Annotated in this window: 16 protein-coding genes; 9 read left to right on the top strand and 7 right to left on the bottom strand. The window is 29.3% G+C overall.

The window, feature by feature from the left end; all coding sequences use genetic code 11:
* Positions 1–3 precede the first annotated feature (3 nt).
* The 5 genes from CUEA01_RS12785 to CUEA01_RS12765 all read left to right on the top strand — a co-directional run bounded on the left by CUEA01_RS12785 (position 4) and on the right by CUEA01_RS12765 (position 3,972).
* The gene (locus CUEA01_RS12785; protein ID WP_234121997.1) at positions 4–1,194 is read left to right on the top strand and encodes an ABC transporter permease; all 1,191 of its coding nucleotides are present in this window, start codon (positions 4–6) and stop codon (positions 1,192–1,194) included.
* Positions 1,195–1,325: 131 nt separating this feature from the next.
* Positions 1,326–2,510, top strand: coding sequence for an HD-GYP domain-containing protein (locus CUEA01_RS12780; RefSeq protein WP_234121996.1), 1,185 nt, complete (start codon positions 1,326–1,328; stop codon positions 2,508–2,510).
* 81 nt (positions 2,511–2,591) lie between these two features.
* On the top strand, positions 2,592–2,894 hold the full coding sequence (locus CUEA01_RS12775) for an MTH1187 family thiamine-binding protein (RefSeq protein ID WP_234121995.1): 303 nt from the start codon (positions 2,592–2,594) through the stop codon (positions 2,892–2,894).
* Between the two features lie 212 nt (positions 2,895–3,106).
* Positions 3,107–3,565: a ribonuclease gene (locus CUEA01_RS12770; protein ID WP_234121994.1), complete on the top strand. Its 459-nt coding sequence runs from the start codon at positions 3,107–3,109 to the stop codon at positions 3,563–3,565.
* A 128-nt stretch (positions 3,566–3,693) separates the two neighbouring features.
* Positions 3,694–3,972 (top strand): barstar family protein, encoded by a 279-nt coding sequence (locus tag CUEA01_RS12765; protein WP_234121993.1) that lies wholly within the window; start codon positions 3,694–3,696, stop codon positions 3,970–3,972.
* Positions 3,973–4,071: 99 nt separating this feature from the next.
* Here CUEA01_RS12765 and CUEA01_RS12760 read toward each other — a convergent pair whose 3' ends face one another.
* From CUEA01_RS12760 to CUEA01_RS12740, 5 genes are read right to left on the bottom strand one after another with little or no spacing between them, the layout of a single operon-like run.
* Entirely contained in the window at positions 4,072–5,136 is a 1,065-nt protein-coding gene (locus tag CUEA01_RS12760; protein ID WP_234121992.1) for an ABC transporter substrate-binding protein, read from the bottom strand.
* Positions 5,133–5,915, bottom strand: coding sequence for an ABC transporter permease (locus CUEA01_RS12755; RefSeq protein ID WP_234121991.1), 783 nt, complete (start codon positions 5,913–5,915; stop codon positions 5,133–5,135). The genes CUEA01_RS12760 and CUEA01_RS12755 overlap by 4 nt, the downstream gene beginning before the upstream one ends.
* On the bottom strand, positions 5,909–6,739 hold the full coding sequence (locus CUEA01_RS12750) for an ABC transporter permease (RefSeq protein ID WP_234121990.1): 831 nt from the start codon (positions 6,737–6,739) through the stop codon (positions 5,909–5,911). The genes CUEA01_RS12755 and CUEA01_RS12750 overlap by 7 nt, the downstream gene beginning before the upstream one ends.
* Complete coding sequence (gene potA / locus CUEA01_RS12745; RefSeq protein ID WP_234121989.1) at positions 6,736–7,788, bottom strand: spermidine/putrescine ABC transporter ATP-binding protein; 1,053 nt, start codon at positions 7,786–7,788, stop codon at positions 6,736–6,738. Before potA ends, CUEA01_RS12750 begins: the two co-directional genes overlap by 4 nt.
* Positions 7,789–7,820: 32 nt before the next feature.
* Positions 7,821–8,360 (bottom strand): helix-turn-helix domain-containing protein, encoded by a 540-nt coding sequence (locus tag CUEA01_RS12740; RefSeq protein ID WP_234121988.1) that lies wholly within the window; start codon positions 8,358–8,360, stop codon positions 7,821–7,823.
* A 234-nt stretch (positions 8,361–8,594) separates the two neighbouring features.
* On the opposite strand from CUEA01_RS12740, the gene CUEA01_RS12735 reads away from it, so the two are divergent.
* The 3 genes from CUEA01_RS12735 (at position 8,595) to CUEA01_RS12725 (ending at position 11,601) form a co-directional block, all read left to right on the top strand.
* Complete coding sequence (locus CUEA01_RS12735; protein ID WP_234121987.1) at positions 8,595–9,422, top strand: DUF4037 domain-containing protein; 828 nt, start codon at positions 8,595–8,597, stop codon at positions 9,420–9,422.
* A gap of 29 nt (positions 9,423–9,451) precedes the next feature.
* On the top strand, positions 9,452–10,282 hold the full coding sequence (locus CUEA01_RS12730; RefSeq protein WP_234121986.1) for an AraC family transcriptional regulator: 831 nt from the start codon (positions 9,452–9,454) through the stop codon (positions 10,280–10,282).
* 98 nt (positions 10,283–10,380) lie between these two features.
* Complete coding sequence (locus CUEA01_RS12725; protein WP_234121985.1) at positions 10,381–11,601, top strand: multidrug efflux MFS transporter; 1,221 nt, start codon at positions 10,381–10,383, stop codon at positions 11,599–11,601.
* 155 nt (positions 11,602–11,756) lie between these two features.
* Here the strand turns inward: CUEA01_RS12725 and CUEA01_RS12720 are convergent, their stop codons facing one another.
* Positions 11,757–12,323 (bottom strand): flavin reductase family protein, encoded by a 567-nt coding sequence (locus tag CUEA01_RS12720; protein WP_234121984.1) that lies wholly within the window; start codon positions 12,321–12,323, stop codon positions 11,757–11,759.
* A gap of 445 nt (positions 12,324–12,768) precedes the next feature.
* On the opposite strand from CUEA01_RS12720, the gene CUEA01_RS12715 reads away from it, so the two are divergent.
* The gene (locus CUEA01_RS12715) at positions 12,769–13,110 is read left to right on the top strand and encodes a winged helix-turn-helix transcriptional regulator (RefSeq protein WP_234121983.1); all 342 of its coding nucleotides are present in this window, start codon (positions 12,769–12,771) and stop codon (positions 13,108–13,110) included.
* 108 nt (positions 13,111–13,218) lie between these two features.
* On the opposite strand, the gene CUEA01_RS12710 is transcribed toward CUEA01_RS12715, so the two are convergent.
* Entirely contained in the window at positions 13,219–13,752 is a 534-nt protein-coding gene (locus tag CUEA01_RS12710) for a nitroreductase family protein (RefSeq protein ID WP_234121982.1), read from the bottom strand.
* Between the last annotated feature and the right edge of the window lie 110 nt (positions 13,753–13,862).

The raw sequence follows: 13,862 nt of genomic DNA, 5'->3' as shown, positions 1-13,862 counted from the left end.
TGCATGTATATAAGAAAAATTATTAAAATTAGATTAATAGTAAGCTTTAGTGTTTTAATTTTTTTAATTATTGTAAACAATTATCTTAACTTCAATATAATAAATAATGTTTCAAATATAATTGAATATAAAAATGTAAGTAGTGGTAATGAAGGTATTAGCTTTGATGAACTTAGTAAAGTAAAAGATAACTATAGAAATATAGAGTTTACTGGCTGCAAAGAAATAAAAGCTAATGTTACAAATAAATATGGTGTTTCTCCGGAAAAAGAAATAAAAACAAAAATAGTACTTACAGATCAAAATTATTTTGATTTGTATCCATTTAAAGTTGTAAGGGGGGGAAAGATTGATCCCTTAAGTGTAAAAAATGGGGAGAGGGTTGCAATAATAAGCGATGTGCTTGCAGATTCACTATTTAAAAGTGTTGATGTAATTGGTAGTACATTAAATATTGGAAGTTCAAAATATAAAATTGAGGGAGTGTATAAAGAAAATAAGTCATTACTCTACAGTGCAGCAGAAGATGGATATGAAAGAATCTATATTCCATATACAGCTTACCAGGATGTAAATAAAAAGGATAAGCTGTGTCTTGATACAATGGCAACTAAGGAAACAAAACAATATGATGAAAAGGCAATAAACGATAAGTTGAGCAAAGTTTTAAATGATAAATTAGCCTTGTATAAATCTGTGAATTACACAGTTTCAAAAAATATAGTGCTACAAACTGTAAAGATACTGTATTTTATGATTGGAATTATTATCATTAGCTTTTTAATAAAAAGGTTAGTGAAGCTTATTTGCAAGGCTAATTTGCTTTTAAAAGAAAATTTGAAAAGCAATTATTTAAAAGAAGCACTGCTAAACAATAAAAAGCAATTTTTCATTTTTGCTGCTAGAATAGTTATATGTATTTTAGCCATGGTTATGGTATTTAATATCGTTAAATTTAATTTAGTAATTCAAGATAGGTACTTACCTTCAAACAATATTTTTGATGTTGATTTTTATAGAAAAGCAATAATTTCAAATATGCAGTTAAATAATGCAAATGAGAATGGCATAGAAAATGTATATAGTAGATATATAACTATTGTAGGGAATGTAGAAAAAATTATATTTTGTGCAGAAATATTTACAATTGTGGAAGTAATCATAAATCAAAAGATATACCATTGTGAAACTTGAAATTTATGTGTACCCAAATGCCGTTTTTTGGGCATTTTGGTACACATAAATTTTAATAGTTGAGCTGGTGTATATATGTACTGCCTTAAAATTTTATAGTATAATTTATAGCGTAAAGAGGTGATTGTATTATGAAATTTAGTTTAAATCAATTTTTAATGTCTGTATCACTTGCACTTGATTTTGTAGAAATGGATATAAGAGAAAAAAGTACAAATCACGGCAAAAGAGTTGCATATGTCGCTTTAAGAATAGCTCAAAATATGAATTTTGATGATAAAGATTTATATGATATAGTTTCACTAGCTATTTTACACGATAATGGTATTTGTGAGGCAAGTGGTAGTTTAAAAAATGAATATGAACGGAAAAGAGATCATTGTATAATAGGAGAAGAAAATATAGTTAATTATCCGTTCTTGAAAAAAAGATGCAATATAATAAAATATCATCATGAAGCATATGATGGGAGTGGATTTTATAAACTCAAAGGTTCTGAAATTCCAATGATATCCCAGATTATATTTTTTACAGATTACATAGAGAATAGATTTCAATTTGATAAAATAGGTTCCAGTAATAGAGAGAATATACGTAATTTTGTAAAAGATCAAAGTGGAAAATTATTTAATCCTGAAATATGTAGTATATTTTTAGAGATATCTAATAATGAAAGCTTTGTATTAGATTGCAAGGATAGTTTTATAGATTTTGCATTGAACAGTAAAATGAATAAATTTTATTCAGATTTAAGTTTAGGGGAGATACTAAAAGTAACAGATGTTTTTTCAAGAATAATCGACTCAAAGTCAGAATTTACAAGAAGACATTCAAAAGGAATTGCAGAAAAAGTTGCCATAATGGCTGATTATTATAAATATGATAAAGAGCAAAAAATAAAATTGATTATTGCAGCTAATTTGCATGATTTAGGTAAACTAGCTATTCCAAATACTATACTGGATAGTCCTAAAAGCCTTACTGAAGATGAATTCAATATAATAAAATCACATACATATTATACGAGAATGGCATTGGCACAGATTGAAGGTTTTGAGGATATAACAGAATGGGCTTCAAATCACCATGAAAAATTGAATGGAAATGGATATCCTTATGGCAAAAAAGGATACGAGCTAGATTTTAATTCAAGGCTTATGGGTTGTGTAGATATCTATCAAGCACTTACAGAAGAAAGGCCATATAGAAAACCGCTAAAGCATCCTATAGTAATGAATATAATGAATGATATGGTTCAAGGTGGATTTATAGATGAAAGCATAGTAAAAGATATTGATTATGTTTTTTCAAAATAAATGCTGCATTATAATTTGAATAAATGCATAAGTTGTGCTAATGTAAAAATTGAAAAATAAATTAAATAAAGGGATGATATTATGGCAATTGCAGAGGCTACTATATTTCCTGTTGGTACAGGCTCAACAAGCTTAAGTAGTTATGTTGCTGCTTGTGAAAAAGTATTACAGGAGGAAACTAGGATAAAATATGAACTTACACCTATGGGAACAATTTTTGAAGGTGAACTGGATGTAATTTTAGAGGTTATAAGAAAAATGCATGAAGTTCCTTTTGAAAATGGAGCTAAGAGGGTAGAAACTTATATAAAAATTGACGATAGAAGAGATAAAAAAGCATCTATGAGTCAAAAATTAGAGTCCGTAAGAGAAAAGCTAAAATAGATAATTTATTTTTATTGGTTTAAACTAAAACATACCCAATAATAAAAAAAATAAGTTCCATATTTAAGAATTGAAAAATAGCAAGAAATTTAGAGATAAATGATGTTTTTAAATTTTCTTGCTATTTTTTTACGTAAAATTAACATTAAAGTAATTTAATTATTTTACATATTAGTGTATAATTTTGTTTAAATGTTAAAGGAGGAATTGTTATGAAAAAAAGGTTGACTAGCTTCTTAATCTGCATGTCATTAATTATATCTTTTTTAGGGATTATACCTGGTAATTTAGTAAATGCTAAAAGTGTTGCTATAACATTAAATAGACACAGTTATAGTAAAAGCACTGCAATTACAACTTTCCAAGGTGTTGCAGATTATATACACAAATATGGTGTTTTGCCAAGTAATTTTATTACTAAAGAGCAGGCTGAAGATTTGGGATGGGAACCAGGTGAAAACCTATGGGCCTATGCTTATGGAAAAAGTATAGGAGGAGACATATTCACTAATTCAGAAGGAAGCTTACCTGATGCGGAAGGTAGAGTTTGGCATGAATGTGATATAAATTATCACGGTGGACATAGAGGCGCTGATAGGTTAGTATATTCTAATGATGGGCTAATTTATGGAACATCAGATCATTACGAAACTTTTACACAATACTATTAAAGATAAACCGCTTTAAACTTCAAAATCAATTTGTATCAAAATAGCGGTTTCTTGGCATTATGATGCAAATTGATTTTGGTAGTTGAAATGGCAAATCTCTAAATTAAAAAGTATAGGAGACATAGAAGATGAAAACAATTGTTATAGAGGGGAAAAACTTTAAGGATAGAGAAAGTTTTCATGCGTTTTTAAAATTACAAATGAATTTTCCAGAATACTATGGCAATAATTTAGATGCACTTTGGGATTGCCTTACAGGAGAAATTAAATTACCCTTAAAAATTGTTTGGAAGAACTTCAATATTAGTAAAATCACTTTAGGGGATTATGCAGATAAAGCAGCTGAGCTTTTTATTAAGGCAGAAAAAGCGTTAGATAAGAAATTTATTTTTGAAATTATCAATTAAAAAGCTATACTTTAAATAAATGTGAAAATCAACACTTATTTAAAGTATAGCCTGATAAAAAGAATTGTACTAAAATCAATTCCTACGAGCATGTTTTTTTTATTTTTTAGCAGTAATTGTTACCCAAGCGTCAGTATATTCTTTTCTGGCATTTCCAAGATCAAGAAATACTTCGGAATTTTTTAGAGTAGTACTATCAGGATAAGAGGTTTTATTATTTTTTTCAGCTTCCGATAATAAATTATAAGTTGCCCTGTTTGGTGTTCCATATCCAATATAGTCTACATTTTTCTTGTTGACCTTTGCATCAAGCAGATAATTAAGGAATTTTTCGGCAGCTGCTTTATTACGAGCATTTTTAGGAATAACCCAGCTATCAAACCAAATATTTGTTCCTTCTTTTGGAATAACATATTCGAATTTTCCTGGCTTCTCCTTCATGAGGACGGCTGCATCTCCAGAATAAATAACGCCTATAGGCTTTTCTCCATTTCTAAGAGAATCTTTTATTTCATCGCCAATGTATACTGGTTTTACTTTATCTTTTTGTTTAATAAGTGCATTAGTTGCCTTTGCTATTTGTTTAGTGTTTTTGGAGTTCAAGGAATATCCAAGTCTTTTCAAAGAAATACCCATAGAATTTCTCATATCATCTGACATAAAAATTTTGTTTTTATATTTTGGATTCCAAAGAACATTCCAACTGTCGATTTTATCTTTTATTTGAGTTTTGTCATAAATTATTCCTATAGTCCCCCACATGTAAGGTACGGAATACTTGTTATTGGGATCAAAACTTAAATTCCTATACTTGCTACTTATGTTGGAGTAATTTAGTAAGTTTCTGAAATCCATAGGCTGTACTAAATTTTCTTTTATCATTCTATCAACCATATAATCAGAAGGACAAATAAGATCATAGCTATTAGTGCCTGATTTCACTTTTTCATACATTTCTTCATTTGTTGAAAAAGTTGAATAATTTACTTTTATACCAGTTTTCTTAGTGAAATCCTTGACGATGCTGGGATCTATATACTCTCCCCAGTTAAAAACATTAATAGTTTCCTTTGCGAAGCCTGGTTTTAAGCTGCAACCACTTAAAACAGAGGCACTTATCATAAAAGTTAATGCAAGGGAGATAATTTTTTTTATAGTTTTCATCTATTCTCCTCCTTAGAAAAAAGTTCTTTTCCATTTGCAAGGAATAGTAATATTAAAATAGTTATAAACATTAAAGTAGATAATGCATTTATTTCAGGGCTTAAGCCCCTTCTTGCCATGGAATATATCTCAATTGAAAGATTAGTGACATCATCACCAGTATTAAAAAAGCTTATTACAAAGTCATCAATAGACATTGTAAAGGCAAATAAAAAACCGGCTATAATTCCTGGTTTAATTTGAGGTAGTATAATTTTTCTCATAGTATAGCTTGGTGTTGCACCTAAATCCAAAGAAGCTTTAACTAAATCTTTTGGAAGCTGCTTTAGTTTTGGAAGCACAGATAGTATTACATATGGTGTAGAAAAAACAATATGGGCAATAACTAAAGTAAGAAGTCCAAAAGGTATTTTGAAAAATATAAATAATGTCATAAGTGATACAGCAGTTACTATATCAGGGTTTAGTACTGGTAAGTTATTTATATTTAATAGAGTCTTTTTTGGAAGTCCAGACATTTTATCAATACCAATAGCTGTAATTGTTCCAAAGATTGTAGATACTATGGAAGAAATAATAGCAACAAGTACAGTATAATAAAGCGCAAGAAGTATTCTATCATCACTTAATAAAGCACTGTACCATTTTAGTGAAAAATGCCCAAAGTGAGAAGAAAATTTTTCTGAGTTAAAAGAAAACACCATTAAAAACACTATTGGGGCATATAAAAAGATGTAAGTTAAAGCTAAATAGAATCTTTTAAGCCACTTTCCTACCATAGACGTCCACCACCTTTTACGTTGTTTTTATTATCAAATCTTGAAAGAATAGCCATTGAAATGAGTATTATTAACATCATTAAAATAGAAATGGCTGAACCAAAATACCAATCATAAGCAGTCGTAAATTGTGATTCTATCAAGTTACCTATAAGCATATATTGTCCACCGCCAAGGAGATTTGAAATTACAAAGGTGGAAACAGCAGGCATAAATACCATGCTAATACCAGACATAACTCCTGGTATACTTAATGGAAATATAACTCGTCTAAAAACAGAAAGCTTATTTGCTCCAAGATCTGAAGCAGCCTTTATAACGTCTTTATCAATTTTTATTAATACTGTATATATCGGAATTATCATAAAAGGAAGAAAATTATACACCATTCCAAGTACTACAGCAGCATCAGTATATAAAATGTCAACTGCAGGAAAACCTAAAGCAGTAATTATAGTATTTATAATACCGTTTTTTCCGAGTATGGACATCCAAGCATAGGTTCTAAGCAAAAAATTCATCCACATGGGGATTACAAGGAAAAGCATTAATATATTTCTAGTTTTTACCTTTGCTCTTGAAAGAATATAAGCCACAGGATAACCTAGAAAAAAGCATATAAGTGTAGATATCAATGCTAGTTTTATTGAGTTGAAAAATACTAACATATATAAAGAATTAAATAATTTTTTGTAGTTGTCTAAGGTAAAATTACCATCACTATTTGTAAAGCTGAAGTAGGTCACTAGAAAAATTGGAATAACTATAAATAATGCACTCCATAAGATATAAGGATATTGAGCTAAGGAATGTTTCTTTTTCATGTTTTGTCACTAGCCCTTCTCATAATGTGTATATCATCTGGAAAAATATTAATTCCAATTTCTTCTCCAACTTCGGCATGCTTAGTGTTGTGAATTATCCATTCTCTATTATTTATTTCAACTATAATTTCATAGTGTACACCTCTAAATACAACAGAAATAACTTTTCCATAAAGTTGTCCTTTTTCTTTAGAAACAATTTTTATATCTTCAGGTCTTATTACAATTTCAACAGCTTCGTTATCCATAAAACCTTTATCTACGCATTTAAATTCTATACCTTCAAATTTTACATTGTAATCTTTAAGCATAATTCCATCAATAATGTTACTTACACCAATAAAATTAGCTACAAATTTATTTTTAGGTTCATTATATATATCTTCAGGAGTTCCTATTTGTTGAATTTCTCCTTTATTTAGTACAACTATAGTATCAGACATAGTAAGTGCTTCTTCTTGATCATGAGTTACAAAAACAAATGTAATTCCAAGCTGCTTTTGTATATTTTTTAATTCTATTTGCATTTCTTTTCTTAGTTTTAAATCCAAGGCGCCAAGTGGTTCATCAAGAAGTAAAAGTTTAGGTTCATTAACAAGAGCTCTTGCTATAGCAACTCTTTGCTGTTGACCTCCACTAAGTGAATCTGTAGAACGTTTCTCAAAACCCTCAAGATCAACAAGTTTTAGCATTTTTTCTACTTTTTCTTTAATCTTTTTTTGTGGAAGTTTTTTTATTCTAAGTCCAAAAGCAATATTTTCGTATACATTCATATGTGTAAAAAGAGCGTATTTTTGAAAAACTGTGTTAATCTGCCTTTTATATGGTGGTACAAGGTTAATTTCATTGCCTTCAAATACTATACTTCCTTCATCAGGAGTTTCAAAGCCTGCAATTATATTTAAAGTAGTTGTTTTACCGCAGCCGCTTGGACCAAGTAAAGTAACAAATTCATTCCTTTTTACTTCAAGATTTAAATTTTTAATAACTATGTTATCAGTATATTTTTTTGTGATATTTTTTAAATTAATAAGTATATCTTTTTCCATAATAAATAAATCAGCACCTCTTTCATGATAATTTAAAATGAGGGAGGACTACTTATCCATATTATTCTGGATGATGTTTTCCCTGCATTATATATTTGATGGTTTACATTTGATTTAAAGTAGAAGCTTTCACCTGTTTTTACTTTAAACTTTTTGTTACCAAGCTTAACTATTATTGAACCTTTTAAAACATATCCAAATTCTTCTCCTACATGAGGTTCATCTAAAGGATATTTACCGCTTTCTTCAAGGGTGAGCATAACTGGTTCCATGGAGTCTTTTTGTGAATTTGAAACAAGCCACATGAGCTTATATTTTAATTCGTCATCAGAAGTTTCACACATATCTTCCTTTGTGAAAACTATTTTTTCCTCACAGTCTTCTTTAAAAAATTCAGTAAGATTAGTTCCAAGGGCAGCTAATATATCCGTAAGTGTTGCTATAGAAGGTGAGGTTAGATCCCTTTCTATTTGAGATATAAAGCCTTTAGATAACTCACATCTATTTGCTAATTCTTCCTGTGTTAATTGTTTTTCAATCCTTAGTCGTTTGATTTTTTCACCTATTTCCATAATTCACCTACTTATATGATATAATAGTATATGTAAACTCTGAGTTTAAATATACTAAACTAACAATAAATAATTATACAAACTTTTTTTTAATAAATCAATTGTTTATTAGATTTTTTGGAAAAAATTTTTTGCAGAGGTAATACAAGTTAGCTAGGATGCTGACAAGAGATAAAAATAGTAACAATATTTTGACAGAAGGAAACATATTATTAAAATATTGAGGTGATAGTTATGATAAAGAAAATCAATGATGAGAATCTTAGTAATATGCTAGATGAGTTTGCAAGGTTAAAAGATGTAGAAGGCATTTTACTTGCAGGGTCTAGAGCTGTAAAAGCTGATGATAATTTTTCGGATTATGATGTGTATATTTATGTAAATAAAGATATAGAAGTAAGTGTGAGAAAAGAGATAACTGATAAATATTGTGAGTATATGGAGCTAGACAATTGCTTTTGGGAAACAGAGGATGATGGAATATTAAAGGACAGTAGTATTCAAGTTGAAATAATATATCGAGATTTAAAGTGGATTAATGATTCATTAAACAGAACTATTATAAAATGTGAAGCTAATGTTGGCTATACTACTTGCTTTTGGGCAAATATAAAAAATTCAATTTTATTGTATGATAGAAATGGTGAATTAAGTAAATTGAAAAGTAAATGTAACGTAAAGTATCCACTTAAATTAAAGAAAAATATAATAAAGAAAAACTACCCGCTGCTTAAAATGCAAATGCCTGCTTATTACAATCAAATTGAAAAAGCATTAAAAAGAGAGGATTTTATTAGTGTAAATCACAGAATAGCGGCCTTGCTTGCAAGTTATTTTGATATAATTTTTGCAATAAATGAAACATTGCATCCAGGTGAAAAAAAGTTACTTAAAATTATAAGAGAGAAGGGGCTTAAAGTTCCGAAAGATATGGAGACAAACGTTAATAATATATTAAAGTTCTCAGCAGATAGTAATTCTAAAATATTACAGGAAATAGATGTACTGGTATATAATTTAGATGTATTATTAAAACAAGAAGGACTATGGACAAAGAAATAGAAAAATTTCATAGTAAATAGGAGTTATATATGAACATAAATAATTTAACCTTTTACATTCACTATTGTGCTAAAAGGGATATTACAGATGTTGGTAGATTGCAAAAGACGATTTCTAGAAAAATAAATCACCATGAATTAATGCTCATAACTGGTGGAAAAGGAAGTATAACTATTTTAAATAAGATGTATAAGGCAGAAGAAGGAATGCTGTTGTATTTAAAACCTAATATTTTTCATTCCATTAAGCCAGATTTAAAGGAACCTTTAAAATTTATATCAGTGCATTTTAGTTTTGTCAATGTAGAATTTGATAATAATAAATGGAGGATAAAAGAAGAAAAAGAAGGTTTAGCATTGCATGAAGTTCAAATTATGCATAATTATTATAGTATTAAGGGCCTAATGAAAAGCATGTTAGACGTTTGGTATAAAAAGTTTCCAGGGTATGAGTTTGTTTGTAAAACAATGTTTCAACGCATTTTATTTAAAATAATAAGGAATGCAGAAGTTAATGCTGGAAACTATTCAAATTCTTTAAAGGTAAAAACAGTTATAAAATTTATGACTGATAATATAGATAAAAAGTTGACCTTAAGTGAATTAGCCAAGTATGTAAATTTATCACCTACATATCTATCAAGAGTTTTTAAAAAAACTACTGGATATTCAATAATTGAATTTTTTAATAAAATGAAAATAGATAAAGCTAAAGGGCTTATTACAGAAGGAGATAAGAAGATAAAAGAGATTGCAGAAATTGTTGGTTTTAAGGATGAATTTTATTTTAGCAGGATATTTAAAAAAGTTGAAGGAGTAAGTCCTAAAGAATTTTATGGCAAGAATGTCCATGAAGATTGATATATTGCATGGTATTACTTACATTTAAGAATTATAATTTGGATATAATCATCACAAAACGAAATTATTTTACGCAAATGAAGGAAGGGATTATATCCATGATATTATGGAGGAGAAATTTGGTGGTTTGCTGGGTTGGAATGTTTATAACCGCCATTGGAATGAGTCAAATTGCCCCTATATTGCCCCTATATGTAAATCACCTTGGTGTGCATAACATTAATAATATAGAGCAAATATCTGGAATTGCTTTTGGTGTTACATTTATAGTATCAGCAATTTTTTCGCCAATATGGGGTAAAGCAGCAGATAAATTTGGAAGAAAACCTATGCTTTTACGTGCAAGCTTTGGTATGGCTATAGTTATAGGTTCTTGCGGTTTTGCAACAAATATATATGAGCTTATAGGTCTTAGACTTTTACAGGGTGTAATCACAGGATACACAACAGCTTGCATAACTTTAATTGCAACCCAAGCAGATAAAGACCATGCGGGATGGGCACTTGGAACACTTTCAACGGCTTCAGTATCAGGGGCATTATTAGGACCTATAATAGGTGGAGCTATAGATGAACTTATTGGACCACAGGGTGTTTTTTTTCTAACAGGAAGTCTTATGGCTGTGGTTTTTATAGCTACTTTAATATTTGTAAAAGAAGACTTCAAACGTTCAGATAAGAAAGTTATGAGTACTAAAGAAGTTTGGAGTATTTTGCCTGATAAAATGATAATTATAATTATGTTTATAACGGCTTTTATAGTTCAGTTAGCGCTTTACTCAATAGAACCAATAGTTACAGTTTATATTAAACAACTATCAAAGAGTGCTTCACATATTGCATTGATTTCTGGTTTGGCATTTTCAGCTTCTGGATTTGCTAGCATAATTTCTGCACCTAGGCTTGGAAAACTCTCTGATAAAATAGGGGCACGAAAAGTTATATTGGGTTCACTTATTGCTGCTGCAATATTTTATGTACCTCAAGCTTTTGTAAGTACTCCATGGCAACTCATGGGACTTAGGTTCTTACTAGGTCTTGCTACGGCAGGATTAATACCATCTGTTAATACATTAGTAAAGAAGCTATCTCCGGAAGCTGTTACTGGAAGAATATTTGGTTACAGTATGTCAGCTCAATATTTAGGAACCTTTTCTGGATCAGTATTTGGAGGTCAATTAGCCTCACATTTTGGAATTAGAAGCGTATTTTTATCCACTAGTGCATTATTATTATTAAATGCAATATGGGTATACAAGATGGTCTATAAAAAGTTAGCGAAAAAATATGATAACGGAACTTTTCAACAATGTAGTTAAATAATTAAGTTTATTTGGAGTACGGTGAAAGTGTCAGTATTCTTGAGATTTTCACTGTACTCCATAAAACTATTTCTCAATGTGGACTTATTATTCTTTAGGCTATGTTTTAAATAAGTGTTGATTTTCACACTTATTTAAAACATAGCCTTTTTTTAGATGTCTAAGCTTTTTCCTACATTCCAGGCTTTACCTATTTTTTCACCGACGCAGTAATAATTAAGTTCAGATACAGAAAAAAGTATGGGATGTATTTTTTTTATATCTAAGGTATTGTTGGAAAAATATTTTTCTTCCGTATAAACATCTATTACTCTTCCTATAAAAGTAATGTTACTTCCTCCCAAGTCTAATTCTTGAATTAACTCACATTCAATATTAACTGGACATTCCTCAATCATTGGAGCATTTTTTAGTTCTCCGTAAAAATTATTAAAAAGTTTTGATTTATCAACATTTTTTCCAGATACTATACCACAATAATCTGTTAATGTTAACATTTTTGTTGATGGAAGGTTAATACTAAAACAGTTATTTTCTCTAATTCCATCACAAGTATAATGAGATCTATTAAGAGAAATTGACATCATACAAGGAACTCGATTTACCATTCCGCAATATGAAACATTTAAATAATTTGGAGTGCCATTTACTTTTGCACCAACGAGCACTGTAGGTAGCGGGTAAAGGCATACTTTATTTTCAATTTTAATTTTATTCATTTATAAGCATCTTCCTTACATTTTGTGTATAAATTTTGATCCATGAACCATATATTTACTGTATATTAAAAATGTTTATTGTACAAGTACCTACATTTTTGTATAATACTATACAAAAGGTAAGTGTACATAGTTATACAATGTGAAAAATTAAAATTGCAAATACGAAGAGTATGATAATAAATTACAATTTAACACAGAGTACGGAGTACAGAGTACAGAGTACAACGAAGGATGATTTTTCTACGCTAGCGTAGAAAAATCTGAAAACTTATTTTTTTATTGCTGCGCAATCGCCCCATAAATGGTGCTCAGCGAGGCTGACAACATTAAGTTTAAGATTTACCTAAGCAAAGCGAAAGGTAAATCATCATTCACTGTACTCTGTCATCTGTGCTCTGCTCTAAAAATTGTAATTTATATAAAAATTGGAGATGTGCAGTTTATGGTAGTAAACAATAAAAAAGTATACAATTGTCCTATAGATTTCACTATTGATTTAATTAGTGGAAAGTGGAGCATGTGGATTTTATGGACTTTGAAAGATGGAAATGGACCTTTACGTTTTGGACAAATTAAGCGCAGCATACCTAATATAACTGAAAAAATGCTGATGCAGGAACTGAAGAAATTTGAAAATTATGGCATTGTAAATAGAAAAGTATATCCAGAGGTACCACCTAAAGTTGAGTATTCCTTGACTGAAGCAGGAGAAAGTTTAAAGCCTATAATGATGTTAATAGAAAAGTGGGGAAATGAACATTTATGCATTCAAGAAAAATTGTAAAATAAAAAACTGGATTTTATCATAAGTATTGCACTAGGTTTATACTTTTTTTCTTCTTTACAATTATTTACACTAAGTAATCTTTTAAAAATAGCTGTTCATTAAATATTACCAAAATTCATAATGCACTATATCATCAAAAACTTTTCTTGGACGAGGACTAGGAGCTTCATTAGGGTAACCGACCGTTATAACGCCAACTACATATTTATCAGAAGGGATATTTAGGATTGGTCTAATTTCTTCTTGTGTAAATTCTGCAACCCAACAAGCTCCCAAACCTAAATTATTCGCCTGTAAGAGCATGTAGCCTGTTGAAATTGATGTGTCTCTAATTATGCGTTTCACTTCATTTTCAGGACTGTTGTCGTTTATTGATATGCCCTTTTTTATTCTGCAGCGAACATCTGCAACACTTATAATAAAAACAGGAGCTGTTAGCATCCATTTTTGATTGTGAGAAGCCTCCATTATTTTTTGTTTCATTACTTTAGATTTAACTACTATGTAGTGCCATGGTTGGGTGTTATCCCCTGATGGAGCTAATCTTCCACTTTCCAATATTTCAACTATTTTTTCATTTTCCACTGTTTTGTTAATATAATTTCTTATGCTTCTACGCATTTGAATTTCGTTAATCATCCATTTGCCTCCACTTATACAATTTATTATCTTACTTAAATTTCTTACATTAAAATAATGAAAAGTAATAACATCTCAGAATATTAAATAAAATTAAGAATTTTATTTAA

The organism is Clostridium hydrogenum, from assembly GCF_021432385.1.
Taxonomy (GTDB): domain Bacteria; phylum Bacillota; class Clostridia; order Clostridiales; family Clostridiaceae; genus Clostridium_S; species Clostridium_S hydrogenum.
The sequence above is the reverse complement of the archived record's forward strand: the minus strand, read 5'-3'. Positions and strand labels throughout refer to the sequence as shown.

Excerpts from the sequence above, each read along its gene's own strand:
- CUEA01_RS12785 (WP_234121997.1), top strand. The coding sequence starts at position 4 with ATGTATATAAGAAAAATTATTAAAATTAGATTAATAGTAAGCTTTAGT.
- CUEA01_RS12780 (WP_234121996.1), top strand. The coding sequence starts at position 1,326 with ATGAAATTTAGTTTAAATCAATTTTTAATGTCTGTATCACTTGCACTT.
- CUEA01_RS12775 (WP_234121995.1), top strand. The coding sequence starts at position 2,592 with ATGGCAATTGCAGAGGCTACTATATTTCCTGTTGGTACAGGCTCAACA.
- CUEA01_RS12770 (WP_234121994.1), top strand. The coding sequence starts at position 3,107 with ATGAAAAAAAGGTTGACTAGCTTCTTAATCTGCATGTCATTAATTATA.
- CUEA01_RS12765 (WP_234121993.1), top strand. The coding sequence starts at position 3,694 with ATGAAAACAATTGTTATAGAGGGGAAAAACTTTAAGGATAGAGAAAGT.
- CUEA01_RS12760 (WP_234121992.1), bottom strand. The coding sequence starts at position 5,136 with ATGAAAACTATAAAAAAAATTATCTCCCTTGCATTAACTTTTATGATA.
- CUEA01_RS12755 (WP_234121991.1), bottom strand. The coding sequence starts at position 5,915 with ATGGTAGGAAAGTGGCTTAAAAGATTCTATTTAGCTTTAACTTACATC.
- CUEA01_RS12750 (WP_234121990.1), bottom strand. The coding sequence starts at position 6,739 with ATGAAAAAGAAACATTCCTTAGCTCAATATCCTTATATCTTATGGAGT.
- potA (WP_234121989.1), bottom strand. The coding sequence starts at position 7,788 with ATGGAAAAAGATATACTTATTAATTTAAAAAATATCACAAAAAAATAT.
- CUEA01_RS12740 (WP_234121988.1), bottom strand. The coding sequence starts at position 8,360 with ATGGAAATAGGTGAAAAAATCAAACGACTAAGGATTGAAAAACAATTA.
- CUEA01_RS12735 (WP_234121987.1), top strand. The coding sequence starts at position 8,595 with ATGATAAAGAAAATCAATGATGAGAATCTTAGTAATATGCTAGATGAG.
- CUEA01_RS12730 (WP_234121986.1), top strand. The coding sequence starts at position 9,452 with ATGAACATAAATAATTTAACCTTTTACATTCACTATTGTGCTAAAAGG.
- CUEA01_RS12725 (WP_234121985.1), top strand. The coding sequence starts at position 10,381 with ATGATATTATGGAGGAGAAATTTGGTGGTTTGCTGGGTTGGAATGTTT.
- CUEA01_RS12720 (WP_234121984.1), bottom strand. The coding sequence starts at position 12,323 with ATGAATAAAATTAAAATTGAAAATAAAGTATGCCTTTACCCGCTACCT.
- CUEA01_RS12715 (WP_234121983.1), top strand. The coding sequence starts at position 12,769 with ATGGTAGTAAACAATAAAAAAGTATACAATTGTCCTATAGATTTCACT.
- CUEA01_RS12710 (WP_234121982.1), bottom strand. The coding sequence starts at position 13,752 with ATGATTAACGAAATTCAAATGCGTAGAAGCATAAGAAATTATATTAAC.